The 24,636-nt window shown below is 64.1% G+C and carries 26 protein-coding genes, 1 rRNA gene and 1 riboswitch; of the genes, 14 read left to right on the plus strand and 13 right to left on the minus strand.

Annotated elements, in window-relative coordinates:
• Positions 1-96: ribosomal RNA gene (rrf, locus tag CH293_RS17695) — 5S ribosomal RNA — on the plus strand; the annotation flags it as partial.
• A gap of 841 nt (positions 97-937) precedes the next feature.
• Here rrf and CH293_RS17700 read toward each other — a convergent pair.
• Positions 938-1,243, minus strand: a complete 306-nt coding sequence (locus CH293_RS17700) for a GNAT family N-acetyltransferase (RefSeq protein ID WP_037104480.1) — start codon at positions 1,241-1,243, stop codon at positions 938-940.
• 133 nt (positions 1,244-1,376) lie between these two features.
• On the opposite strand from CH293_RS17700, the gene CH293_RS17705 reads away from it, so the two are divergent.
• Together CH293_RS17705 and CH293_RS17710 are read left to right on the plus strand one after the other, a co-directional pair.
• Positions 1,377-2,147 carry a hypothetical protein gene (locus CH293_RS17705; protein ID WP_037104483.1) on the plus strand — a complete coding sequence of 257 codons (771 nt, stop codon included), beginning with the start codon at positions 1,377-1,379 and terminating at the stop codon, positions 2,145-2,147.
• A 190-nt stretch (positions 2,148-2,337) separates the two neighbouring features.
• A complete protein-coding gene (locus tag CH293_RS17710) occupies positions 2,338-2,703 on the plus strand; it encodes a homoserine dehydrogenase (protein ID WP_241483596.1) in 366 nt (121 codons plus the stop codon).
• Here CH293_RS17710 and CH293_RS17715 read toward each other — a convergent pair.
• Positions 2,670-3,068, minus strand: coding sequence for an excisionase family DNA-binding protein (locus CH293_RS17715; protein ID WP_037104486.1), 399 nt, complete (start codon positions 3,066-3,068; stop codon positions 2,670-2,672). The genes CH293_RS17710 and CH293_RS17715 overlap by 34 nt on opposite strands.
• Positions 3,069-3,142: 74 nt before the next feature.
• Here CH293_RS17715 and CH293_RS17720 point away from each other — a divergent pair, with 74 nt between their 5' ends.
• The gene (locus CH293_RS17720; protein ID WP_094721018.1) at positions 3,143-3,787 is read left to right on the plus strand and encodes an FMN-dependent NADH-azoreductase; all 645 of its coding nucleotides are present in this window, start codon (positions 3,143-3,145) and stop codon (positions 3,785-3,787) included.
• Here the strand turns inward: CH293_RS17720 and CH293_RS17725 are convergent.
• From CH293_RS17725 to CH293_RS17750, 6 genes are all read right to left on the minus strand, one after another.
• Positions 3,764-4,507, minus strand: coding sequence for an ABC transporter ATP-binding protein (locus CH293_RS17725; RefSeq protein ID WP_037104492.1), 744 nt, complete (start codon positions 4,505-4,507; stop codon positions 3,764-3,766). The two genes, CH293_RS17720 and CH293_RS17725, sit on opposite strands and share 24 nt — an antisense overlap.
• The gene (locus tag CH293_RS17730; protein WP_176460046.1) at positions 4,504-5,370 is read right to left on the minus strand and encodes an ABC transporter permease; all 867 of its coding nucleotides are present in this window, start codon (positions 5,368-5,370) and stop codon (positions 4,504-4,506) included. The genes CH293_RS17725 and CH293_RS17730 overlap by 4 nt, the downstream gene beginning before the upstream one ends.
• Positions 5,367-6,368, minus strand: coding sequence for an ABC transporter substrate-binding protein (locus tag CH293_RS17735; RefSeq protein ID WP_052059114.1), 1,002 nt, complete (start codon positions 6,366-6,368; stop codon positions 5,367-5,369). The genes CH293_RS17730 and CH293_RS17735 overlap by 4 nt, the downstream gene beginning before the upstream one ends.
• Positions 6,365-7,093 (minus strand): TenA family protein, encoded by a 729-nt coding sequence (locus tag CH293_RS17740; RefSeq protein ID WP_176460047.1) that lies wholly within the window; start codon positions 7,091-7,093, stop codon positions 6,365-6,367. The genes CH293_RS17735 and CH293_RS17740 overlap by 4 nt, the downstream gene beginning before the upstream one ends.
• Positions 7,087-7,186, minus strand: a riboswitch (TPP riboswitch). (Overlaps the previous gene by 7 nt.)
• Positions 7,187-7,218: 32 nt before the next feature.
• Positions 7,219-8,613, minus strand: a complete 1,395-nt coding sequence (locus tag CH293_RS17745; protein ID WP_037104504.1) for a sugar porter family MFS transporter — start codon at positions 8,611-8,613, stop codon at positions 7,219-7,221.
• Positions 8,614-8,734: 121 nt separating this feature from the next.
• Positions 8,735-9,382: a hypothetical protein gene (locus CH293_RS17750; protein WP_094720967.1), complete on the minus strand. Its 648-nt coding sequence runs from the start codon at positions 9,380-9,382 to the stop codon at positions 8,735-8,737.
• Between the two features lie 97 nt (positions 9,383-9,479).
• Here CH293_RS17750 and CH293_RS17755 point away from each other — a divergent pair, with 97 nt between their 5' ends.
• The 6 genes from CH293_RS17755 (at position 9,480) to CH293_RS17780 (ending at position 17,377) form a co-directional block, all read left to right on the plus strand.
• Positions 9,480-11,021 (plus strand): carboxylesterase/lipase family protein, encoded by a 1,542-nt coding sequence (locus CH293_RS17755; RefSeq protein ID WP_094720968.1) that lies wholly within the window; start codon positions 9,480-9,482, stop codon positions 11,019-11,021.
• A gap of 69 nt (positions 11,022-11,090) precedes the next feature.
• Positions 11,091-12,608, plus strand: a complete 1,518-nt coding sequence (locus tag CH293_RS17760) for an ATP-dependent DNA ligase (protein ID WP_037104510.1) — start codon at positions 11,091-11,093, stop codon at positions 12,606-12,608.
• A gap of 119 nt (positions 12,609-12,727) precedes the next feature.
• Positions 12,728-13,564, plus strand: coding sequence for a nitrilase-related carbon-nitrogen hydrolase (locus tag CH293_RS17765; protein WP_037104513.1), 837 nt, complete (start codon positions 12,728-12,730; stop codon positions 13,562-13,564).
• A 21-nt stretch (positions 13,565-13,585) separates the two neighbouring features.
• Positions 13,586-15,007: a dihydropyrimidinase gene (gene hydA, locus CH293_RS17770; RefSeq protein ID WP_037104516.1), complete on the plus strand. Its 1,422-nt coding sequence runs from the start codon at positions 13,586-13,588 to the stop codon at positions 15,005-15,007.
• 3 nt (positions 15,008-15,010) lie between these two features.
• Positions 15,011-16,063, plus strand: a complete 1,053-nt coding sequence (locus CH293_RS17775) for a TIGR03842 family LLM class F420-dependent oxidoreductase (protein WP_094720969.1) — start codon at positions 15,011-15,013, stop codon at positions 16,061-16,063.
• On the plus strand, positions 16,064-17,377 hold the full coding sequence (locus CH293_RS17780) for an aspartate aminotransferase family protein (RefSeq protein ID WP_037104522.1): 1,314 nt from the start codon (positions 16,064-16,066) through the stop codon (positions 17,375-17,377).
• Here the strand turns inward: CH293_RS17780 and CH293_RS17785 are convergent.
• The 3 genes from CH293_RS17785 to CH293_RS17795 form a co-directional block, all read right to left on the minus strand.
• Positions 17,374-18,735, minus strand: a complete 1,362-nt coding sequence (locus CH293_RS17785) for an FAD-binding oxidoreductase (protein ID WP_037104525.1) — start codon at positions 18,733-18,735, stop codon at positions 17,374-17,376. The genes CH293_RS17780 and CH293_RS17785 overlap by 4 nt on opposite strands.
• 68 nt (positions 18,736-18,803) lie before the next feature.
• The gene (locus CH293_RS17790; RefSeq protein ID WP_037104528.1) at positions 18,804-19,322 is read right to left on the minus strand and encodes a DUF3558 domain-containing protein; all 519 of its coding nucleotides are present in this window, start codon (positions 19,320-19,322) and stop codon (positions 18,804-18,806) included.
• Positions 19,323-19,330: 8 nt separating this feature from the next.
• The gene (locus CH293_RS17795; RefSeq protein WP_241483597.1) at positions 19,331-19,852 is read right to left on the minus strand and encodes a DUF3558 domain-containing protein; all 522 of its coding nucleotides are present in this window, start codon (positions 19,850-19,852) and stop codon (positions 19,331-19,333) included.
• 214 nt (positions 19,853-20,066) lie between these two features.
• Between CH293_RS17795 and CH293_RS17800 the strand changes: the two genes are divergently transcribed.
• Positions 20,067-20,378, plus strand: a complete 312-nt coding sequence (locus CH293_RS17800; protein WP_037104534.1) for a hypothetical protein — start codon at positions 20,067-20,069, stop codon at positions 20,376-20,378.
• Here CH293_RS17800 and CH293_RS17805 read toward each other — a convergent pair.
• Positions 20,375-21,013 carry a Type 1 glutamine amidotransferase-like domain-containing protein gene (locus tag CH293_RS17805; RefSeq protein ID WP_094720970.1) on the minus strand — a complete coding sequence of 213 codons (639 nt, stop codon included), beginning with the start codon at positions 21,011-21,013 and terminating at the stop codon, positions 20,375-20,377. The genes CH293_RS17800 and CH293_RS17805 overlap by 4 nt on opposite strands.
• The gene (locus tag CH293_RS17810; RefSeq protein ID WP_176460048.1) at positions 21,010-21,450 is read right to left on the minus strand and encodes an HIT family protein; all 441 of its coding nucleotides are present in this window, start codon (positions 21,448-21,450) and stop codon (positions 21,010-21,012) included. Before CH293_RS17810 ends, CH293_RS17805 begins: the two co-directional genes overlap by 4 nt.
• Before the next feature lie 249 nt (positions 21,451-21,699).
• On the opposite strand from CH293_RS17810, the gene CH293_RS17815 reads away from it, so the two are divergent.
• The 3 genes from CH293_RS17815 to CH293_RS17825 are packed head-to-tail and all read left to right on the plus strand — an operon-like array spanning position 21,700 to position 24,583.
• Positions 21,700-22,812, plus strand: a complete 1,113-nt coding sequence (locus CH293_RS17815; RefSeq protein WP_094720972.1) for a Re/Si-specific NAD(P)(+) transhydrogenase subunit alpha — start codon at positions 21,700-21,702, stop codon at positions 22,810-22,812.
• Complete coding sequence (locus CH293_RS17820) at positions 22,812-23,141, plus strand: NAD(P) transhydrogenase subunit alpha (protein ID WP_020113126.1); 330 nt, start codon at positions 22,812-22,814, stop codon at positions 23,139-23,141. Before CH293_RS17815 ends, CH293_RS17820 begins: the two co-directional genes overlap by 1 nt.
• Entirely contained in the window at positions 23,141-24,583 is a 1,443-nt protein-coding gene (locus CH293_RS17825; RefSeq protein ID WP_037104549.1) for an NAD(P)(+) transhydrogenase (Re/Si-specific) subunit beta, read from the plus strand. The genes CH293_RS17820 and CH293_RS17825 overlap by 1 nt, the downstream gene beginning before the upstream one ends.
• Positions 24,584-24,636: the final 53 nt, after the last annotated feature.

Genomic DNA, 24,636 nt, shown 5'->3' on the forward strand with positions numbered 1-24,636 from the left:
GAAACGCCCGGTCCCATTCCGAACCCGGAAGCTAAGCCCTCCAGCGCCGATGGTACTGCACCCGACAGGGTGTGGGAGAGTAGGACACCGCCGAACACATTTTCCAGAACACCCCCGAACCACACGGTTCGGGGGTGTTCTGCATTCCCCAACCAAAAACACTCCACCGTGCATCCCCCTCGGACACCCGTCGAGCACACCCCCACCGCAAAAACACCCCCCGAATGTGCGCTGACACCCCCACCCCACGCACAACACGAGGGTGAATCCACCACCCCTCCGCCGGGCAGAGACACAGACGCTCACCCATGTGCCGGACGCTCACCCAGGTGCTAGCACCTGGCCGTGCACCCGACACAACGGCGAGCATCCATCACCGAACAACGGACCACACCCACGAAAACACCCCCCGAATGTGCGCTCACACCCCCACGCGTACAAGACGAGGCCACCCCTTCCGCTCGCAGGTACACAGCCGCTCACGCACGTGTCAGATGCTCGTTGACATCGTTGTCGTCGGCACTCGGATCTGCCCGCGACCGGAGGACAACCGGCCGCGATGTTCGGTGCAATTTAATTCGGTGGCGCCTGTGAGGGTCGTGCAGCATGATGGTGCACGGAACACGGCGAGTACATGGACCGAAAGGGGTGCAACTTGGTAAGAAACCTGAGAATCATTGCCGGGCATCCGTTTACGGTGTCCCGTGCCGCACTCTCGTTCGGGTAGCGACGTCCATTCCGCTATTCGTATTCGCAGGGCATTCGGTGTCTTCGCCTGCCCTGATCATGCTGGGCTGCAAAGCTATTCGAGGAGTTTCCATGTATTTGTACGAGAACGTTATCCGTGAACATGAACTGCGCGTTGCGAAGTCGTTGGAACGGTATCGGAAGAAGAAGGGTGAAGCCGGCGGGAATGCGGAGAACTATCCGTTGTTCGCTACCGCTCGTCGGGAGATTCGGGAGAAGTGAGCAAGTCTCCGAATTCGTCGGGGTTGGTCTCGATGAACTCGCGAACGAACCAGCAGGACGGCTGAACCAACAGTCGCCGCGAGCGGGTGTCGTTCAAGGCGTATTCCGTCAGTGCCGCGGCGTATCCCCTGCCGCGGTACTGGGGGAGCGTCACGGTGTGGAAGAAATTGCGGGTATCGCCCACATCGAAGTACTCGGATACCGCGGCTAGCTCGGTGTCCGAGTACAACACGAATCGGCTTCGTTCGGCGTCGTGCTCGGCCCGTGCGTCCATGTGTCGATTGTGCACGGTATCCACGGGGGGTGTTGGACCACTAGGCTGGGGTCAGATCCCCGAGTCGTGCGCGTGCTACCCGTCGTAGGCACCTCTCTTCATCTGCACGGGTAGGCAGAACAGAGGTAGCACCGTGGAAGACGTTTCGGAGCAGGGTATACGCGCATTCATCGAAGCGGTAGTGATGCACGGGGGTCGCGCTGAGCGCCTCACCACGTCGCGTCGTAATCCGGTCCAGGTCTGGGCTGTCGACGGTTCCAGCTGTGTAGTCCGGGTCCGGTCCAAGGCGGAAGGTGACTGGAAGGCGCGCAGGCAGGACGAGTCGCTGGCCACCGATGACACAGGCTCGACATACTGGGTGTTCGTGGATCTGAGCAAGTCCAATCCGTCGTTCTTCATGGTGTCGTCCGAAGAAATGGCAGCTGACATCAAAGGCGAGGTCGATCTGTGGGTGCAGGATTCCCCGTTGCGCTCCCGCACAGGACACCACGCAATCGCTGTCGGCCGGGTTCAGCACGGTCACGACCGGTGGAGTCTTCTCGGGTTGAACGTCGACGCGGACCTGACGCTGGCAGACGCTGCGCATTCTGCTGCGTCTCATCGCGTCGGCAAACAGACCCGGCGCACGAATGCGAAGCGGTCCGCGTCGGTCGAAGAGGTGATCGACCTGCGCGTTCGAGTCGTCGCTGATTTCGACGGCTACCGTCTCAGTGCGCGGTACGACCCGGACAATTCGCGCCTGGAAATCGTACGCGGACCGATGGAGGGCCGGAGATTCGAGGATCCGACCGAGGCCGCCAGTGCTGTCGCGACGCATATCAGCGGTGATGAGCAGGTCTGCGACGGTTGGAAATTCTGGGAGCTCGATACTCCCGAACGCGCACCGCTCGGGTCACTCCTGTAGGTCACAAGTGGACCGACCGTTCTGTTGTGAACGGTCATAGCAATCCCGAAAACAGCGGATCCATCAGGTTCTACTCCCTATCGTGGGTGAAGTTCCTGTTTTACATCGAGATATTCGACACCCCTCGCACGGCAGGCTCCCTGACGGGTCCGCTGCCCAGCCACGTCGGTGTCTCGGTCCGTTGAGTTCGATGGCGACGACGAGTGGCGTTGTCGACCAGGGAGGCAAAGGTTCCGTGGAGCATTCGTTTCGATCCCCATCGCTGCACGCATCGCGTTTCGTCATCCTTGTTGCGCAATTCGTGGATCGTCGGATATCGGCAGACCACTTCTCCGCTCAATTCCGGGCGCTCGAGAGCAGCGACTCCGGTTACCTCGACCGTGACATTTCCATGATCGTTCGGAAACTGTCCGTCGATGTCGGCGCTTACCGTGGAGACGTCAACTTGCTCGGTGTCGACTTCATAGACAGTGAACAGCTGTGGCGTGCATCAGGAGAAGCGTTCCGAGACCTGCTGACTCTTCAGTCCGAGCTGCTCGGCCGTGAAGCAGGCTGATCTTTCTTGAACGTCTCCCGAAGCCGGACAAGATCTTCCAGGCGAAACCTGCGGTGAGTGCCACGCATTTCGATCGCGAGGTTGCCCGCGTCGGCGAGTTTCCTGACGTACGTATCGGACACACCGAGCACTTCGGCAGCCTGCGACGTCGTCAGTAGTTCGCTCACCGGGCCCACCGTCACCGACGTACCCCCGGCGAGAAGTCGGAGGAGCTCCACGACAGCGCGCCGGCCCGACTCGTCGATGTCGAGCTCTACGCCATCGAACGAAACAGTGGGTACACGGTCGCTCGACTCCGCGATACGAGCGGAAACCAACTGCGCGTCACGGTGCGACAACGCCGATGCAATGTACCGATGATCCATACCTCGAGCCTATCTGCCGGCTCCACTCCCATGCTGGGCATATTCTCTAGTTACAGCTACTAGAAGGAGTGTCCGTGCCGCAGTTGTTGCATCTAGATTCGTCCGCTGATCCTGTTTCGTCCGTCAGTCGAGCGGTGACCGCACACTTTTCGGACACCTGGCATTCGCTCGGTGCCGATCATTCGGTGATCTATCGGGACTTGCACCGAAATCCGCCGCCACATCTGCCGACGTCCGCGTTGCACTGGGCGCCGCATCTGAGAACTTCGGACGAGGTTGCGCCGCCGGAAGCCGAGGCGTTGCAGAAAGAACTGATCGACGAGTTGGTCTCGGCGGACGTGCTTCTCGTCGGTGCACCGATGTACAACTGGTCCGTTCCGTCGACACTCAAAGCGTGGATCGATTACATCCACGTTCCCGGAATCACCGTGCCGTTCGATGCGCCGACTCGACCTCTCGAAGGTAAGCCGGTTGTGGTGGTGTCGTCGCGAGGCGACCAGTACGGGCCGGGGACTCCGGAGTTCGGCGCGGACCACACCGTGCCACAGCTGCAGCAGGTGCTCGGTAAGGCGTTGGGGATGGAAGTCTTCATCGTCACGGTCGACCTGACTCTCGCATCCCGAGTTCCGGCGATGGCGGCGCTGACTCCGCAGGCCGAGGCGAGCCTCGCGGACGCACGATCCGCAGTGTCGGATCTAGCGACCCGATTGGGTTCGTGACCGACGTGCGCTGACGAGCACGTCGATCAGTTCCGATTCGACGGCAGCGAATTCGGGTGTCGTGACGACCATCGGCTCACGTGGTCTCGGCAGGGGCACGGCGACCTGGCGTCGGACATGGGCCGGTTTGTCGGAGAGCACCACCACGCGATCCGAGAGGTACACGGCCTCTCGGATGTCGTGCGTGATCATCAGTACCGTCCAGCGGTAGCGAAGCCAGACGTCTTGCAACCATTGCTGCATGTCTGTTCGGGTCAGCGAGTCCAAGGCGCCGAACGGCTCGTCGAGCAGGAGTAGGTCGTGGCCCTGGACGACGGTCCGGAGGAGTGCGGCGCGCTGGCGCATTCCCCCGGACATCTCCGAGGGCCGAGCGTTCTCGTAGCCGGCGAGCCCGAACACGTCGAACAGCTCTCGAGCTCGGGTACGCGCCTCTTTCTTCGGGACGCCCTGCACCTCGAGACCGAGGGTCGTGTTGTCCAGCACCGACCGCCAGGGGAAGAGCAGGTCTTTCTGCGGCATGTAGGCACTGCGAGGTGCCTCCACGACACCCCCGTCCGGCGAGTCGAGGCCGGCCACCATGTTGAAGATGGTGCTCTTGCCGGATCCGCTCGGGCCGATCACTGACACGAATTCGCCGGGTTCGACGTCGAAGTCGATGCCGTCCAGGATCGTGCGGTTCCCGTAGGACTTCGTCAGGCCTGCCACGTGCACTCTGCTCATCGCGGCTGTTCCTCTCGTCCCCGTTCGACTCGAGCCCAGGGTATGAACAGTCTTTCGATCAAGTACGTCAGCACGAAGAGCAGCACGCTGATGACGGCGGTGACGAGTACGGCAGCGAGCACCAGATCGGTACGGAACGAGTTCTTCTGCTGGCTCATGTAGATGCCGAGCCCCGCGCTCGCACCTGCATATTCCGCGAAGATCGCACCGACGACGGCGTAGGTGATGCCGATTCGAAGCGAGGTGAAGAACCGCGGCATCGCCGACGGTAGACGCACGTATCTGAACTGCTGCCAGCGGCTGGCGCCCATGCTCGACAGAAGCGCGCGGGCGTCGCGATCGGCCGAGGCGAAACCCTCGATCAGGCCGATTGCCATGGGGAAGAACGTAGCCAATGCGATGACGAGGATCTTCGGAAGCAGTCCGAAGCCGAACCAGATGATGAGGAGTGGCGCAATCGCGATGATCGGCAACGTCTGAGAGACCACGAACAATGGGACGACGGCACGGCGCAGCCACGGAGAGAAATCAACGGCGACAGCAAGAGTCCAGGCGACGATGCAGGACACGGTGAAGCCGATGATCGTGACCTGCAGTGTCGCTGCAGCATTGGTGGCGATCGCGTCTCGATGGGCCCATCCCTGGCTCAGGATTCGCGTGGGTGAGGGAAGTACCTGAGGTCGAATTCCACTCGTGGTGACGTAGGTCTGCCACACCGCGACGAGGACGACGACGATGGTTGCCGACGGCAGAGCCCAGCGAACGAGCGCCGGCCCGTCCGCCCTGACAGCAGGCCATCGCCGGACACCGCGAGCGGCGGGAGGCGCTCCGGAGGATGCATCACCGATCGCCGAGGTTGTCATTCGCCGAGGTAGTCGTCGGTGAAGTACGTGGACCAGTCGGGCTCGGACGTGAGCGGCGCACCGTTCTCGTCCACCAGAACCCCGTTGTCGTACAGGAACTTCGAGTACTCGGTCCATTTGTCGATGTTCTGCGTGCCGACTTCGCCGTCGCCGTCGCGCATGTACTTGTCCGCCAACATCCGTTGGCTCTCGAAGACCAACGATTCGTCGGTGAAGGTTCCCGGGTTGGCGTCGATGACGTCCTGGGCGGCGCGATCGGGGTCGTCGGCCGCCAGCTGGTACCCGCGTTGCAGTGCCTGGACGAATTTCCCGGCTTCGTCGGGGTTGTCGGCCAGCCAGTTCTCGTTGCCGCTGATGGTGATCGCGTACGCGTCGGGGAATTCGTAGTCGGTGTTCTCGAAGTATTTCATCGGAGTCCCGCTGTGCTCGGCTTCGATGCCTTCCCATGCGAGATAGGAGACGGTGAAGTCCGCAGTACCGGAGTACACGGCTTCGTACGCCGACGTCCCCAGAACCACGGTCTCGTATTCGCCTCTACCGCCGTCGTTCTGGATGACCTGTCGGAGCCCTGCTTTCTCACCGGTGTCACCGAAGCCCGCGTACACCTTGCCGTCCAATGCCTTGGGGCTCGGAATGTCGTCACGGTCTGCGCGTACACCGATTGCCGTTGCCCAGTGCTGGAGGGGGGCGAGCACCGAAACGATCTGCGCACCCGCAGCTTTCGCGAAAACGGTGGAGCTCTGCGTGCTGATCCCGAACTCCGCGTTACCGGAATCGACGAGGGTGTCCGACGAAGTGTTGTTGTACGGCAACACCTCCACGTCCAGTCCGGCGTCCGCGAAGTAGCCCTCCTGGAGGGCGACGTACAAGCCGGTGTGATTGGTGTTGGGTGTCCAGTCGAGTGCGAATCTGATCGTGTCCGAATCGTTCGACTGCGCGCACGAGGTCAGGCCCGCGACGGAGATCGCGGCGCACGCAAGGGCGAGTAATCGTTTCATCGTGCCACCGGCCACGGCGTCGGGTGAAGTGCGGTGTCCCAGAACATCAGTTCGTATCTTGTCGCGACGCGAAACGCCTGCGCCATGGCGTCGCGCTGGGCGTCCGTGGCTGCAGCGGCCGCATCGTCGACGAGGACGCGGGCACCGTCGACGAGCGTACGGAACTCGTCGGAATCGTACGTGGACACCCACCGTGCATAGGGGTGTTCGGGGTTGCGTTGCAACACTTCCCGCGCCGCGAGCGACAACCGAACTGCCACATCGGCGTAGATCCAGTAGCAGGGAAGAACAGCCGCGGCCGCAACGGCGTAGGGTTCCGTCGCTGCAGTGGCGACGAGGTACGAGACGTAGCCCAGGCACGCCGGTGAATGTTCGATCACGGACCCGGGGCTCGGTAGCGCGTCGCTGGACAGCAGTGACGCGTGAAGTGACGCTTCTGCGACGGCACCTGCCGCAGACGACGCCCAGAACGCCGCCGTCTGCGTGTCCGGCGCTTTCGACGCCAGGATGGACAGGGCCTTGGCGTATCCGGCCAGGTAGAGCTCGTCCTGTGCGATGTACGTGCGGAACGCGTCCAGCGGCAGCGTGCCGTCACCGAGGAGCCCGAGGAACTCGAGATCGTCGATGGCGGCGCGCAGATCCGCCGTCGCGTCCCACAGGTTGTTCGTGAAGCGACCGGAATCGCCGGGTCTTTCGGAGTGCACCGAGTGCACAGGCGTAGTCATCGCCTTGACATCCCTTCGTCAGCATTACCTGCATCAGGTTCGACGGGTGTGATCTCAGCATCCGCATGTACGGACGCACCCCGTGTCAGAACATCGCCGACCATAGCACCCTCGTCGGCGATCCGTTACTGCATGTCTTCGAGTTCCATGCCGTTGGTCTCGGGAATCTTCGATTTCACGAAGAAGAACGAGACTGCAGCCATGATGGCGAAGAACCCGTAGATCACCCACAGGCCGACGGCCTGGGTGAGTGGCGGGAATGCAAGGGTGACAGCGAAATTGGCGAGCCAGTTGGCGGCGGTGCCGATTCCGAGGGCCACGGCGCGCATGCGGTTGGGGAACATCTCGCCCAGAAGAACCCACATGATGGGTCCCCAGGTGGCGGCGAAGAAGATCACGAACAGGTTCGCTCCGATCAGCGCGACGGCACCCCAGGGGCTCGGGAGGGAGACGTCGTCGCCGCTGCCGATCTGCTGGGAGAACGAGACCGCGGCCATCAGCAGGCCGACGAACATACCTACCGAACCACCCAGGAGCAGTTTGCGCCGGCCGATCCGGTCGACGAACAGAATGGCCACGAAGGTCATCGTCACGTTGATGATGGAGGTGATGACCGAGGTCGTGAAGGACTGGTCCTCGGTGAAGCCGACGGACTTCCACAGCGTCGTCGAGTAGTAGAAGATCGCGTTGATGCCGACGAACTGTTGCAGGACGGCCATGACGATGCCGACCCACACGATCGGCTGGAGCCCGAACTTCGGTCCGCGGATGTCGGCGAACGAGGCCTTCTCCTCCTTGCGGAGTGTGAGACGGATTTCGTGGACTCGCTCGTCGGGATGCAGTTCGCCGGTGATGTTGGCGAGGATGTCGGCAGCTTCCTGATCGAGATGCTTGCCGACGAGGTAGCGAGGTGACTCGGGGATGGTGACCGCGAGCAGGCCGTAGATCAGGGCGGGTACGACGCCGACGAGGAACATCCAGCGCCAGGCTTCCTGGCCGAGCCAGAGGTCGTTGGACGCGCCGTCCGCGGCGCCCTGCAGCAGAGCGTCGGACAGGAGGGCGGCGAAGATGCCGAGGGTGATCGCGAGCTGCTGCAGCGACGCCAGGCTTCCGCGCCATTTCGCAGGAGCGATCTCTGCAATGTAGGCAGGCGCGATGACGGAGGCGATACCGATACCGAGGCCGCCGAGGATGCGCCACAGGATCAGGTCGGGGACGCTGAAGGCGAGGCCCGATCCCAGCGAGGAGATGGTGAACAGGGCCGAGCCCAGCACCATCACTTTCTTGCGACCCCATCGGTCTGCGAGGGAGCCGGCGAACCAGGCGCCGACGGCGCAGCCGATCAGCGCGATGGCGACGACGAAACCGGTGGTGAACGAACCCAGCGAGAAACGGCCCTCGATGGCGTCGACGGCCCCGTTGATCACGGAGCTGTCGAAACCGAACAGGAAGCCGCCGACCGCGGCGGCGACGCTGACGCCTATGACTTTGGCGTTGCGTCGAGTCGGCGTGGTGGACATCGGGAAAACTCCTCCCCGGTCGGAGAGCTCAGTGCTCTCGGCCGCGACAGATGATCGTGCGGCGGTCTCGCCGCACGGCTGTCAGCTTATGCCCGGTCGTTCGCACTGCGAAACACACCGGTCACTTCAACTCGAACGCCGTGTCGGACACGGTGAAACCATGCCCTACCTGGTCGACGCAGGAGACCCCGGCGAGCTCGTCGACCCTGCACGTGATGCCGTTCGACGTACCCGACCCGGGTATCGAGAGCGTTTCACCGTAGGGGAGCGGAGTGGCGATGGCGTCGAACCGATGGAACCTAGGATCGCCGGAGCTCAGGAATCGCGCCGCGGTGCCTGCCGTGAGCTCGACCGTGTTGGGCGCTACCAGCGAATCCGGGGCGCCGCTGCCCTCCACCCGAGGAGCATTCGACGGGAACTCGCCGTGGCAGCCGGCGACCGACGCATCGGTGATGAACACCGCGCATTCGAATTTGCCGGTAGGAGAGATGAAGTAGTAGAAGCCGCTGAGCCCCTCGTAACGAGAGGGGTCGGCGATCGCGGGCGCGGCGGTCGAGATCGTCGTCGATGGCAGCGTGGTCGTCGGCACGGGAGTCGACGGCGGAGTTGTCGCGGCCGAGGGTGTGGTTGTTCTGACCACCGACGGCGGATCGGTGTTCACAGTCGCCAGCGGTGCCGTTGCGTTCCCCGACGACTGCGTGCTGCACCCGGACATGACCACGGCGGCAAGCCCGCATGCTGCACCGGCATAGATCCGGACTCGCGTCATACGCCCAGCATAAAGAACGTTGCGCAGAGATGAACGACGATCCGCGCCGACGCTGAGTTGGTACGTTGGCGAACGCCGGTAGATCGTAGGAGGGGCTATGAGCGAGACGACATGCCAGGTGCGCACGCCCGACGGCGACGTGATCGGCCATCAGGACGGGTCGGTCCACGCGTGGAAAGGCATTCCCTACGCGGCGCCGACGGACGGTGAACATCGATTCCGATCCCCGCGGCCCGTCGAACCGTGGACACAGCCACGGGACTGCCGGCACTTCGGGTCCGTCGCTCCGCAGGGCCTGGACAACCCGGTACCCATCGATCCCGACATCCCCATGTCGGAGGACTGCCTGTCGCTCAACGTGTGGGCGCCGGAGCCCGACGGAACCCCGCGGCCGGTCATGGTGTGGATCCACGGCGGCGCCTACTCGCTCGGTTCCTCGTCTCAAGCGGTGTACGACGGTCGGCGTCTCGCGGAAGTCGGCGACCTGGTGATCGTGACGATCAATTATCGGATCGGTGCGTTCGGATTCCTCGACCTGTCCTCGTTCTCCACCGACGACACTGTGTTCGAATCGAATCTGGGTTTGCGGGACATGATCGCGGCGCTCGAGTGGGTGCGACGATCGATCGGCGCGTTCGGCGGTGACCCGTCCAACGTGACGCTCTTCGGGGAATCGTCGGGTGGCGCGTCGGTGACGACGCTGATGACGTCACCGAAAGCCGAGGGGCTGTTTCACCGCGCGATAGTGCAGAGCGCACCAGCGACGTCGGTGTACGGTCCCGACCGAGCTGCGCAGGTCGCGGGACGATTCCTCGAACTCGTCGACATCACGCCGGACCGAATCCACGAGCTGAAGACCATCGAGTTCATGCGGCTCGTAGAGGAGGGCGACACGCTCTGTTACGAGATCCCGACGAAGGTGCCCGGCACACTCGGGTTGGCCCCGGTCGTCGACGGCGACATCGTGCCTCGGTATCCGGTCGCCGCGTTCCAGAAAGGGTTCGCCCACCGAATTCCGTTGATCATCGGAACCAACAACGACGAGGCGTCGATCTTCCGGTTGATGAAGTCGCCGCTGATGCCGGTCACCTCGGACACCGTGTCCGAGATGTTCCGGGCGATCGCGAACGACCACGCGGAACTGCCTGCCTTCCGCGTCGCCGAGATCATGTCGGCGTACCCGGAACGATCGAAGACCTCCGGGGCACTCGCGATGTCGACCGACGCGGGATTCAAGATGCCCAGCCTGTGGATCGCCGATGCGCACAGCAGGCACTCGCCGGTCTGGATGTACCGGTTCGACCACGCGACGCCGATGCTGAAAGCCGCTCGAATCGGAGCCGGGCACGCGACGGAACTGCCCTACGTCTTCGGCAACTTCGGCACCCTGAACCGGGACCCGACGTTCTGGCTCGGTGGCCGCAAAGCTGCGACGGCCGTTTCGGCTCGTGTCATGAAGCGGTGGACGGCGTTCGCGCGTCACGGAGTTCCCGCGACGCTGGACGGCGCGAAACACTGGCCGCTGTACACCGAGCCGACCCGCGGCACGTTGGTGATCGACGGCCAGGACAACGTCGTCGACGACCCGGACGGGGAGACCCGGGTGGCGTGGGGTGACCGGGTGCTCGGCTTCAGCTGACGTACGTCGACCGGGCGCGCTCGCGCCGCGGAAGGATTGAGTGTCCGACCTTCCGGTTACGTTCGGTACGTGCTGTTCACTCGAATCATCGACACCTCCTCGGCCGTCGGTGCCACGCGCTCCCGCAAGGCGAAGACCGAGGCTCTGCGCCTGCTGCTCGCCGACCTGCAGTCCGCGGACGTGGGCGTCGTCGTGTCCTGGCTGTCCGGGGAGCTGCCGCAGGGCCGCATCGGGGTCGGGTGGCGCACTCTGGCAGACATCGACGTCCCGGCCGCGCCGGACGGTGTGCTGACGGTGAGCGAGGTCGACGACGCCGTCACGGCCGTCGCGTCGACGTCGGGACCGGGCTCGGCTGCGCGTCGGCGTGAACTGCTGGTCGACCTCTGGGCGTCGGCGACCGTGCAGGAACGGAAGTTTCTCGTCGGCCTGATGACCGGCGAGCTTCGTCAGGGTGCGCTCGAAGGAGTGATGACCGATGCGATCGCCAAGGCCGCCGGGTTGGATTCGGGACCGGTGCGTCGGGCGTTCATGTTGTCCGGGCGTCTCGACGCGACCGCAGTCGCTGCGTTGAATGGCGGGGAGGAGGCACTGGCAGGCTTCGGGCTGCAGGTCGGAAGGCCCGTTCGTCCCATGCTGGCCTCGCCGGCGGAGACGCTGGCGTCCGCCTGGGCGGACATGGAGGGAGACGTCAGCGTCGAATACAAGCTCGACGGTGCGCGGATCCAGGTGCACAAGCTCGGAGACGACGTGCACATCTACACCAGGACACTGCGCGAGATCACCGATGGCGTACCGGAATTGGTGGAGCTGATTCGCACACTCCCCTGCGAGTCCGTGGTGTTGGACGGTGAAACCCTTGCGCTGAACGACGGCGGGCGACCTAGGCCGTTCCAGGAGACGATGAGTCGGTTCGGCGCGCAGAGCGCACACGAATTGCTCTTGCAGCCGTACTTCTTCGACTGCATTCACCTCGACGGAGTGGACCTGCTGGACGAACCGCTCGAACGACGACTCGACGCCCTCGAGCGCGTGGCTCCGCAACATCGGATCCCGTCCTTGGTGCGACCCGACGCGGATTCGGCCGCCGCTCACTTCGATGCGGCGTTGGACGCCGGTCACGAAGGGGTGATGATCAAGTCGCTGTCCTCGATCTACGCGGCCGGACGACGGGGAAAGGACTGGCAGAAGGTCAAACCCGAGCACACTCTCGACCTCGTCGTGCTGGCTGCGGAATGGGGCTACGGGCGGCGCACCGGGTGGTTGTCGAACCTTCATCTGGGAGCGCGTGACCCGGACGGTGGTGACCCGATCATGGTCGGTAAGACGTTCAAAGGTCTCACCGATGCGTTGTTGCAGTGGCAGACCGAGGAATTTCCCAAGCACGAACGATCGCGCGACGAGCACACCGTCTACCTGAACTCCGAACTGGTCGTGGAGATCGAACTCGACGGCGCGCAGACCAGTAGTCGCTATCCAGGTGGTGTGGCACTGAGATTCGCACGCGTGCTGCGGTATCGGCCGGACAAGACACCCGCGGAGGCCGACACCATCGACGCTGTGCGGGCCCTGTTGATGCCGTCGACCTGAGTCGTTACCCGGCCGAAACGTCCTCACTTCATGTTGTAACACCATTGACCGCACGTGTACCTCGTGGATCACTTATGTTGAACAGGCCCATCGAGAACGAGGGACGGAAGTGGTCAGCCATGACGACAGTTCGAGCGGCTCTGGTCCAGACCAACTGGACCGGCGACAAGCAGACGATGATCGAGGCGCACGAGGGATACGCGCGCAGTGCGGCTGAACAAGGGGCGAAGGTCGTCTGCTTCCAGGAGTTGTTCTACGGCCCGTACTTCTGCCAGGTGCAGGACTCGAAGTTCTACGACTACGCCGAGTCGGTGCCGGGGCCCACTGTCGACAGGTTCGCGGCACTGGCGAAGGAATTGGGCATCGTCATGATCCTGCCGGTCTACGAGCAGGAACAACCGGGCGTGCTCTACAATACCGCGGCCGTGGTCGACGCTGACGGCACCTACCTGGGGAAATACCGCAAACACCACATCCCGCACGTGAACGGATTCTGGGAGAAGTTCTATTTTCGACCAGGCAACCTGGGCTGGCCGGTGTTCGACACCGCAGTAGGTCGCATCGGCGTTTACATCTGCTATGACCGGCACTTTCCGGAAGGGTGGCGCGCGTTGGGTCTCGCCGGAGCCGAGATCGTGTTCAATCCGTCGGCTACCTCGCGCGGGTTGTCCAACTACCTCTGGAAACTCGAGCAGCCGGCGTCGGCGGTGGCCAACGAGTACTACATCGGAGCCATCAACCGCGTCGGCATCGAGGAGTACGGTGACGACGACTTCTACGGCACCAGCTACTTCGTCGACCCCGAAGGCAAGTTCGTCGGTGACGTCGCCTCGGACAGCGAGCCAGAGGTGATCGTGCGTGACCTGGAGATGGATCTCATCAAAACGGTCCGTGACCGATGGGCGTTCTACCGGGACCGCAGACCCGACGCCTACGCGCCGCTGGTGGAGCCATGACCGCCGGCCGGGTGCGCTGAGATGGGTACGACGTTCGTTCACGGAGGCACCGTGGTCTCGCCCACAGGTGCCCAGCTGCTCGATGTGCTGATCGACGGTGGCACCATCGTTGCTGTGCTGCAACCGGGTTCGACGGCGCTCGCTGCCGATCTGACCCAGACCGCGGACACGGTGATCGACGCTACCGGGAAGTACGTGCTCCCCGGTGGAGTCGACGGGCACACACACATGGAGATGCCGTTCGGGGGCACGTTCGCGTCGGACACGTTCGAGACCGGCACTCGGGCCGCAGCGTGGGGCGGCACCACCACCATCGTCGATTTCGCCATCCAGACTCCAGGGCAACGAGTTCAGGACACGCTTGCGCAGTGGCACGAGAAGGCAGCCGGGCGCTGTGCGATCGACTACGGGTTTCATCAGATCATCGGCGACGTGGACAGTGATTCACTGAAAGCGATGAGCGAGTTGGTGTCCGAAGGTGTCACCAGCTTCAAACTGTTCATGGCGTATCCGGGCGTGTTCTACTCCGACGACGGAAAGATACTGCGCGCCATGCAGACCGCGGCGGAGACCGGTGCATTGTTGATGATGCACGCCGAGAACGGGATTGCCATCGACGTGCTCGTCGCACAGTCGGTGGCCCGCGGCGACACCGCACCGTACTTCCACGGCACCTCGCGACCGTGGCAGTTGGAGGAAGAAGCAACCCACCGTGCCATCATGTTGGCGAACGTCACCGGAGCTCCGCTGTACGTCGTACACGTCTCCGCCAAGCAGGCACTGGAACAGATCGCGGTCGCGCGAGGCAACGGGCAGAACGTGTTTGCCGAGACCTGTCCGCAATATCTGTACCTCTCGCTCGAAGAGCAGCTCGGCGCGCCGGGATTCGACGGCGCCAAATGGGTGTGCTCGACACCGTTGAGATCCCGCGCCGAAGGCCACCAGGACGAATTGTGGCGCTACCTGCGCACCGGGGACGTCGCCACCGTCAGCACCGACCACTGCCCGTTCTGCATGAAGGACCAGAAGGACATGGGCATCGGCGACTTCTCCAAGATTCCCAACGGAATCGGATCCGTCGAGCACCGCATGGATCTGATGTTCCAGGGGGTGAAGAACGGCAGGATCACCCTGGAGAAGTGGGTGGACGTCTGCTGCACCACGCCTGCGCGCATGTTCGGCATGTACCCGAGGAAGGGCATCGTCTCGCCCGGCGCGGACGGTGACCTCGTGATCTACGACCCGAACGGCCACACCAGCATCGGACTCGGAAAGGCGCACCACATGAACATGGACTACTCCGCCTACGAGGGCTTCGAGATCGACGGACACGTCGACACGGTGATCTCCCGCGGCAAGGTGATCGTCGACGACGGCGAGTATCGCGGTTCGGCCGGAGACGGACGGTTTGTGAAGCGCGAGCTGTCGCAGAATCTCGTGTGACCGATGGACATCGGAGTCGTGCTGCAGTGCACTCCGCCTGCATCACGCGTCGTGGACCTCGCCAGACGCGCGGAGACGCATGGGTTCTCGCATGTCTGGACGTTCGATTCCCACCTGTTGTGGCAGGAGCCGTACGTCATTCACAGCCAGATCCTGTCGGAAACCAGGAGGGTTGTCGTCGGGCCGATGGTGACCAATCCCGCCACCCGTGACTGGACGGTGACGGCGTCGACGTTCGCCACGCTCAACGACATGTTCGGCAACCGTACGGTCTGCGGAATCGGTCGAGGTGACTCGGCGGTTCGCACCCTCGGCGGAAAGCCGACGACGCTCGCCCAGTTGCGCGAGTCCATTCATGTCATCCGCGAGCTCGCCAACGGCCGGTCGGTGTCGCTCGGTGACACCGTCGTCCGATTCCCGTGGGCGACGAGATCGACACTCGAGGTGTGGGTTGCCGCGTACGGACCCAAGGCGCTCGACCTCACCGGGGAAGTCGCCGACGGGTACATTCTGCAGCTCGCCGACCCGGACATCGCGTCGTGGACGATCGGACGAGTCCGGGCCGCCGCGGACGCCGCCGGGCGGGATCCGTCGTCGATCAAGTTCTGTGTGGCAGCACCCGCCTACGTCACCGACGGCAGCGCGAGCGCACTCACGCATGCACGTGATCAGTGCCGATGGTTCGGGGGAATGGTGGGCAACCACGTCGCGGACATCGTGGCCCGATACGGAAACGACGGTGGGGGTGTACCTGCTGCGTTGACCGACTACATCGCTGCACGCACCGGGTACGACTACAACGAGCACGGTAAGTCCGGGAATTCGCACGCCGAGTTCGTGCCCGACGACGTGATCGACCGGTTCTGCATCCTGGGCAGCCCCGACGCGCACGTCGCCAAGCTGAAGGCGCTCGAAGCGCTGGGCGTCGACCAGTTCTCGGTGTACCTCCAGCACGACGCCAAATCGGCGACACTGGAGTCCTACGGTGAGCACGTCATCCCGGATCTGGCAGGGGCGACGACTGCATCCGTCGGGTCGGAGGAAGGCGGCAAGTAGATGGACCACGTGTTCTACTCCTGGGCGGCGCAAGCCGAGTTGAACCCGATCACCGTCGACGGCGGCGAAGGGTCCTGGTTCTGGGACGACAAGGGAAATCGATACCTCGACTTCTCGTCGCAACTCGTCAACGTCAACCTCGGTCATCAGCACCCGGATCTCGTGGCGGCGATCGTCGACCAAGCCCGTGTGCTGACGACGATCTCCCCGACGGTCGCCAACTCCACCCGGAGCAAGCTCGCAGCTCTCGTCGCGGCGCGAGCACCGGGCGATCTGAACCGAGTCTTCTTCACCACCGGAGGAGCAGAAGCCGTCGAGCATGCTGTGCGCCTGGCCCGCCAGCACACCGGCCGGACCAAGATGCTGGCCGCGTACCGCTCGTACCACGGCGGAACCGGCGTGGCCATCGGCTTGACGGGAGAACCGAGGCGGTGGGGCACGGAACCGACCAACGTCGACGTCGTCCGCTTCTTCGGGCCGTACCCCTACCGGTCACCCTGGGGTACAACGACTCCCGAGGACGAGACCGCAGCGGCGCTGGCCCATCTGCAACAGGTCGTCGAGCTCGAGGGCGCGGGGAACATCGCGGGCCTCATCCTCGAATCCGTCGTCGGTACCAACGGTGTCCTGGTGCCGCCGCCGGGTTACCTCGCGGGGGTGCGCGAACTGTGCGACCGGTACGGCATCGTCTACATCGCGGACGAGGTCATGGTCGGATTCGGCCGGGTCGGAGAATGGTTCGCCTGCCAGGCCTGGGACGTCGAGCCCGACCTGATCACGTTCGCGAAAGGAATAAATTCCGGCTACGTCCCGCTGGGCGGCGTCGTCATCTCCGAAGCCATCGCGTCGAAATTCGATCACAAGCCCTACCCGGGCGGGTTGACGTACTCGGGGCATCCGCTGGCCTGTGCGGTCGGTGTGGCATCCATCGAAGTGTTCGAACGCGACGGAATTCTGCCCTACGTCCGAAGCGTCGGCGCCGACGTACTCGGCGCCGGACTGGCCAAGCTCGCCGAGTCCCATCCCAGCGTCGGGGAAGTGAGAGGTCGGGGGTTCTTCTGGGCTGTGGAACTGGTCAAGGATCAGCAGACACGTGAGCCGTTGGTGCCGTTCGCGGCGTCGGGCAAGGATGCCGAACCCATGGGGAAGGTGACCGCAGCGGCGAAAGCGCGCGGCCTGTGGCCGTTCATGGCGGGCAACAGAATTCAGATCGCGCCACCGTTGACGACGACCGAGGACGAACTCCGACAGGGCCTGGAGATTCTCGACGATGTCCTGACCGTCGCCGACGAGTGCGCCGCCGCTCTCGACTAGAGAACGGCTCCGGGATTGAGGATGCCGTCGGGGTCGAGTGCGGACTTGATTCGCTGAGTCAGCTTCATGACGTCCTCGCCCACCTGATCGGGCAGCCAGGCCTTCTTGAGCCTGCCGACTCCGTGTTCACCGGTGATCGTGCCGCCCAGCGAGATCGCGAGATCCATGATCGCGCCGAACGCGATGTTCGCGCGTCGCTCCATGTCCGCGTCGGCCGGGTCGAACACGATCAGAGGGTGGGTGTTTCCGTCGCCTGCGTGTGCGATGACCGCGACGAGGACCTCGTACTTCTCCGCGATCCTCTCGATGCCTTCGACCAGGTCGGGGAGCGCCGGCAATGGAACCCCGACGTCCTCGAGCAGGAGGCTACCCATCCGTTCCACCGCAGGGATCGCGAATCGCCGTGCTGCAGCGAAGGCTTCACCCTCGTCGGGATCGTCGGTGGTGAACACGTCGGACGCCCCTGCTTCGGTGCATGCCGAGGCCATGATGTCGATTTCCCGTCCGCGATCGGCGCCGGGGGAGTCCGAACGGGCGATGAGCATCGCGGCCGCACCCCGATCCAGTCCCATCTTCATCGCGTCCTCGACCGCTCCGATCGACGCACGGTCCATGAACTCGAGCATCGACGGACGGAGATTTCGGGTGATCGCGAGAATCGCCGTCGTCGCGTCGCGCACCGAGGAGAACGATGCGACGACGGTGCTCGCGGGCGGTTGCGCGGGGACCAGTCGAACAGTGATCTCCGTGATGATCCCGAGGGTGCCTTCGCTGCCGACGAACAGCTTCGTCAGAGACAGTCCCGCAACATCTTTCAGCCGAGGGCCACCGAGACGCACCGCTGTGCCGTCGGCGAGGACCACTTCGAGGCCCAGCACGTAGTCGGTGGTCACGCCGTACTTCACGCAGCACAGACCGCCTGCATTGGTGGCTGCGTTGCCGCCGATGGAACACATCTCGAACGACGACGGGTCGGGCGGATACCACAGGCCGTGCTCGGCGGCGGCCTTCTTGACCTCGACATTGAGCAGACCGGGCTGGGTCACGGCCACACGCGTCACCGGGTCCACGTGGATGTCCCGCATCGATTCGGTCGTGAGCACGATTCCGCCGTCGACGGCGGTTGCACCGCCGGACAATCCGGAACCGGCGCCCCGGGGAACCACCGCGACGCGATGCGCGGTGGCCCACTTCATGACGGCCTGCACGTCGGCGGTGCAGGTTGCGCGCACGACAGCCAGCGGTGATCCGGCATCGGGGTCCTTCGCCCAATCTCGTCGATATCCCTCGGTGATGTCGGGATCGACGATGACGGATCCCTCGGGGAGCGCGCGGTGCAGTTCGGTCAGGTCGGTCATCACCCCAGACTAGAAGTGGAGCCTGCGGAATGAACCGGAGTTGATTGAAACCGAGAGAATTCGGTCGGCTACGTATTGCGTTGCAGTGTCAGTTCGGCGAGCCTGGTGGCTCCGGCGCACGGATCGACCGTTCCGGATCGGTACTGAACCCACCAGGTGATGGTGCCGGAGTACGACGCGGTGATGCCGCAGGACGCGGGGTCGCCCGGCCGTCGGGACAGGAAGGCGCTCGCCCCGCCCACCGTGACCGGCTCCACCGAATACTCGAGTTTTTCGGACAGCTCGCGCTCGCGGCCCAGCGAGTTGTCCTCGTACCAGGCGAACGTGACGTCGATCAGCCCCGACGGGCCGGATCCCGACCACATGCAGACGGCGCCGAAGAAGTACTGACTCACAGCGTCCGCCTGGACCGACTCGGCGATCTTGTCGTCCGGAACGGCGACACATTCCTGCAGCAGTTTGTCGAATTCGGTGTCGACGTCGCCCGCGCCCTGCGCGACGGGAGTTCCCGAGACGGTCGTGCTGCAGCCGCCGACGAGTAGGGACAGTGCCGCTGCGGCCGCGGCCAGGGAAGTTCGACGTCTCATGGCAGTGCCTATCTCGCGTTCTCGACGGTTGCGCGCACGAGGTCCTCGACCACGTCGCAACTGTCGCGAGGTGGTGCGGCGTAGACGTAGTTGAGAGACCAGTGCAGGAAGCCGTCGCCGGACTCGACGCCTGCCTCGCACGACGCGTCGCTTCCTCGTGCGGTGAACCCCGGGTGCCCGTCGGCGTCGATGACGCCGATCTCGCGTCCCATCTGGCCGGCGACGGTGCGTTCGCGGTCTATCGGGCTTCCTCGGTACCAGGTGAACATCGCGTATGCACCGGTATCGACGGCGTCCCATCGGCAGCGAACAGCGTTCTTGGACGACGAGGCGAGCCCGCGGACGCCGGTGATGGACATCAGTTCGTCGTCGGTCAGCGAACCGCATTCTCCGACGAACAGTTCTTCGGTCTGTGCGGAGTCCGACTCCGTCGTGGGCGACGCGCCGTTGTCGGAGTCGTCGGAACCGGAGCATCCGGCGGCAAGAGTCACTGCTGCTACCGCGCCGATGATGGTTGCCCGCTTCCACACGGTTGTGGAGCCTACCGAGTCGCGTGCTGGATGTCGTTGCACACGGCCGAGGTGAGTCACACCAGTAACTTCAGTCACTTCTGTTACGATGCGCGCACGCAACGCAATGTTGTAGCTGCGAGGTCTAGCGTCCTGCGAAGGCGGGTCGTCAGGTCCGTCCAGGGCCGGGAGTGGCACACACAGACGGCCCCTGTGTCAGCGAGGAGGCCCGAAAATGATGGAGCCGAAACAGAAGTCGTGGAACCACGTCGCTGCGATGTTCTCGTACGAATTCCAGGACGGCGGAGTCGACTACGACAGCATCGAGGCGATCCACCGCGGAGACGTCCAGGAATGGGTCACCGCACTCGCGCAGTCCGGATTGTTCGAGCGCGCCACCGTCGCCGATGCGCAGCAGGCGTGGAAGCGACGGCCCAAGATGCTGCTGGACATGCTTCTGCTCGACGCCGACGAAGTGACCCGTCGGCGGTGCGAAATGGCGTGGATCTCGCTGGACCGGCTGGCCCCGATCGCACAGTTCGGTTAGAGACGCTCGAAGCGATCGCCGTCCACCACGACGACCTGCTCGTCGGTCAGCGTCAGGTACGGGACGTTCTCGCGCTCGAACCTCGACACCATGGCCTGCGCGGCACCCTCCTCGTCCAGAATCGACCCGAAATGCGGGACGAACGAGTGGTCGGTCAGACCCAGTCCGGTCCACGATGCAGCCCGACCGGTGGCCGCCTCGACGTCCGCCGGATCGTCGGCCGACTCCACCCCCCGAAGCGACGGTGAAGCTATACACGCGCCTGCGCTGTACCCCGCGAACACGAGGGAACCGTCCCGCACACGCGAGGCGATCTCGCCGTCGGCGCCCGCCATCTCGAGCCGAGCTTGCAGCACGAACGTGTTGCCCCCGCGGATCCAGACCGTATCGACGGCGTCGAGTTCTCGGCGGAGCGCGTCGCGGTCGGTCCGGAATCGACGGAGGTCGAGTTCCTCGGCGACGTAACCGAGTTCGCTCAGGCTCCGCAGTTCGCTGACTACGGCAGACTGCCGCGCCGAGGCGGGCCACGCATCCGCGGCATTCGCGATCGCGGCGACGCGACCCGGACCGGACGTCAGGGCGAGAAATTCGTCGACGTGCGCGCCGAACCGGTACGACGCCAGAAACAGCTTCATGTGGACTCTTCCTCGTCCAAACGCGTCAAACCCGTCCTGATCGCCGACGCCGTCGCCTCGGGATTCTTCAGCCGTCGCGTCACGAAGCCCGTCACGAACCGCAGTGTGTCACCGGTCCATCGCGGTACGACATGAAGATGCGTGTGGAACACGGTCTGGAAGGCGGCTTTGCCGTCGTTGAGGACGAGGTTGGCGCCGTCCGACCGGAGATCCGACCGCCTGATAGCGCGAGACAGCCGTTGCCCAGCGGCGAACAGTGCGCCGCCCAGGTGTGGATCCAGAGTATCGAGGTCCTGTGAATGGCTCTTCGGGATCACCAGTAGATGGCCTCGGGTGATCGGTCTGATGTCGAGAAACGCCACGACATCGTCGTCGTCGTACACGGGGACCGACGGTGCGTCGCCGTCGACGATGGCGCAGAACACGCAGTTGTTCACGCCGCAACTGTAGGTGGGCGCCGACTTTGCCACTGTGATGTCCGTCACCGCAAATGGAAGGGTTGCACGTCGGGGCGCGTCGGATTCGATTCAGAACAGACCGCAGTTGTGGTCTGGGTTACCTGAGGTCTGCCTTATTTGGCTATCATCAGGGACCTTGTGCCTTGACGCTGGGCTTTGCCTGTTTGCCGCGCGGTTACCCCCGTTCGCCGTACCACGGGCGCCATTCAACATACGAAAGTCGGAGAATTGGAAACATCGCAGAGCACAGAGAGCAGGACGACACGTGTCGGTGTCGTGCGTGAGTCCGTGGACGGCGAGCGCCGAGTGGCCTTGGTGCCCAAGGTGGTCGCGTCGCTGATCGGTAAGGGTGTCGAGGTCGTCGTCGAGTCCGGTGCGGGTTCGGGAGCGTTGATTCCGGATGAGCTGTATGCCGCGGCCGGCGCAACGATCGGGGACCCGTGGTCCGCCGACGTGGTGGTGAAGGTCGCCCCGCCGACGGATGCCGAGATCTCGAAGTTGTCGTCGGGTTCGACGTTGATCGGATTCCTGGCGCCGCGTAACGCCGACAACAAGATCGACGCGCTCGCCGCCGCCGGGGTGCAGGCGTTCGCGGTCGAGGCGATCCCGCGTATCTCCCGCGCACAGGTGATGGACGCATTGTCTTCGCAGGCCAACGTGGCCGGGTACAAGGCCGTTCTGTTGGCTGCGTCGGAGTCGACGCGCTTCTTCCCGATGCTCACCACCGCCGCGGGCACGGTCAAACCGGCGACCGTGTTGGTTCTCGGCGTCGGTGTCGCGGGTCTGCAGGCGTTGGCGACGGCGAAGCGTCTCGGCGGCCGGCCCACCGGTTACGACGTGCGCCCGGAGGTGGCCGATCAGGTTCGTTCCGTCGGTGCGCAGTGGCTGGATCTGGGGATCGACGCCGCCGGTGAGGGCGGATACGCGCGTGAGCTGACCGAGGACGAGCGTGCTCAGCAGCAGCAGGCACTCGAAGAAGCGATCAAGGGTTTCGACGTCGTCATCACTACCGCGTTGGTGCCGGGTCGTCCGGCGCCGCGTCTGGTGACGGCCGCCGCTGTCGAGGGCATGAAGCCCGGCAGTGTCGTCGTCGACCTCGCCGGTGAGACCGGCGGCAACTGCGAGCTGACCGAGCCTGGCCAGACCGTCGTCAAGCACGACGTCACCATCGCCTCGCCGCTCAACTTGCCGGCCACGATGCCCGAGCACGCCAGTGAGTTGTATTCGAAGAACGTGTCCGCACTGCTGGAACTGCTGCTCGACGAGAACGGCGCACTCACGCCGGACTTCTCCGACGAGGTCATCGCGCAGTCCTGTGTCACCAGAAAGGCTGAGAGCTGATGTACACCGCTCTTCTCGCGAATATCGCGATTCTCGTGTTGGCGGGCTTCGTCGGCTTCGCTGTCATTTCCAAGGTTCCCAACACTCTGCACACGCCGTTGATGTCCGGCACCAACGCCATTCACGGCATCGTCGTGCTCGGCGCGCTCATCGTGCTCGGCCGTCTGCCCGAGGATGCGTCGTGGGGTGTGCGGATCATCGCGTTCGTCGCGCTGATCTTCGGCACGCTCAACGTCGTCGGCGGCTTCCTGGTCACCGACCGCATGCTCAGCATGTTCAAGTCCAAGCCCGTGCCCGCCAAGGCTGTCGAGAAGGGCGCTGACTCCTGATGAACAACCTCGTCAACATTCTCTACATCGTTGCGTTCGCGATGTTCATCTACGGTCTGATGGGCTTGACGGGCCCGAAAACCGCCGTCCGCGGTAACTGGATCGCCGCTGTCGGTATGGGTATCGCCGTCGTCGCGACCCTGATCGAGGTGCGCGACGCCGCCGCGATCAACTGGATTCTCATCGCAGCCGGTCTCGCGATCGGTGTTCTGCTCGGCGTTCCGCCGGCCAAGCGCACCAAGATGACGGCCATGCCGCAGCTGGTGGCGCTGTTCAACGGCGTCGGCGGCGGCACCGTCGCGCTCATCGCGTGGGCGGAGTTCATCGAGACCGACGGGTTCTCGGCGTTCCAGCACGGTGAAGAGCCGACAGTGCACATCGTCGTCGGATCGCTGTTCGCCGCAGTCATCGGTTCGGTGTCGTTCTGGGGTTCGCTCGTGGCGTTCCTGAAGCTGCAGGAACTGCTGAACAAGAACGTCGAGAAGGCGTTCGTGAAGAATGCGCGCATCTTCCAGCTCACCAACATCGTGCTGCTCGTCCTCGCCGTGGCGGTGGCGATCTACATCGGTGTCAAGTCGACTCCGGGTGAGGGCACCTCGGTGTGGTTCATCGTCCTGGTGCTCGTCGCAGCCGGGCTGATGGGTCTGTTCGTGGTGTTCCCGATCGGCGGCGCGGATATGCCCGTCGTGATCTCGCTGCTCAACGCACTCACCGGGCTGTCCGCAGCGGCTGCCGGTCTTGCGCTGAACAACACGGCCATGATCGTGGCAGGCATGATCGTCGGCGCATCCGGTTCGATCCTGACCAACCTGATGGCGACGGCGATGAACCGGTCCATTCCGGCGATCGTGTTCGGGTCGTTCGGTGGCGGTGGCACCGATGCCGGTCCGGGCGCGGACGCATCGGGTGGCACGGTCAAGTCGACGTCGGCAGCGGATGCGGCGATCCAGATGGCGTACGCATCACAGGTCATCGTCGTACCCGGGTACGGCCTCGCCGTCGCGCAGGCCCAGCACGCCGTCAAGGACATGGCGTCGATCCTCGAGAGCAAGGGCGTCGAGGTCAAGTACGCGATCCACCCCGTCGCCGGCCGTATGCCCGGGCACATGAACGTCCTGCTCGCCGAAGCCGACGTCGAGTACGACGCGATGAAGGAAATGGACGACATCAACGGCGAGTTCAACCGCACCGACGTCACCATCGTCATCGGCGCCAACGACGTCACCAACCCGGCGGCGCGCAACGACCCGTCGAGCCCGATCCACGGCATGCCGATCCTCAACGTCGACGAGTCGAGGTCGGTGATCGTGCTCAAGCGGTCGATGAGCTCGGGCTACGCCGGTATCGACAACCCGCTGTTCACCGCCGATCGCACCTCGATGCTGTTCGGGGACGCGAAGAAGTCCGTCAACTCGGTGATCGAGGAGCTCAAAGCTCTGTAGTTCGATGCTCTGTAGTTCGTTCTTCGGTGCGAGTGCCCGGTGGCCTGACACGG

It is taken from the genome of Rhodococcus sp. 14-2470-1b (genome assembly GCF_002259415.1).
GTDB lineage: Bacteria > Actinomycetota > Actinomycetes > Mycobacteriales > Mycobacteriaceae > Rhodococcoides.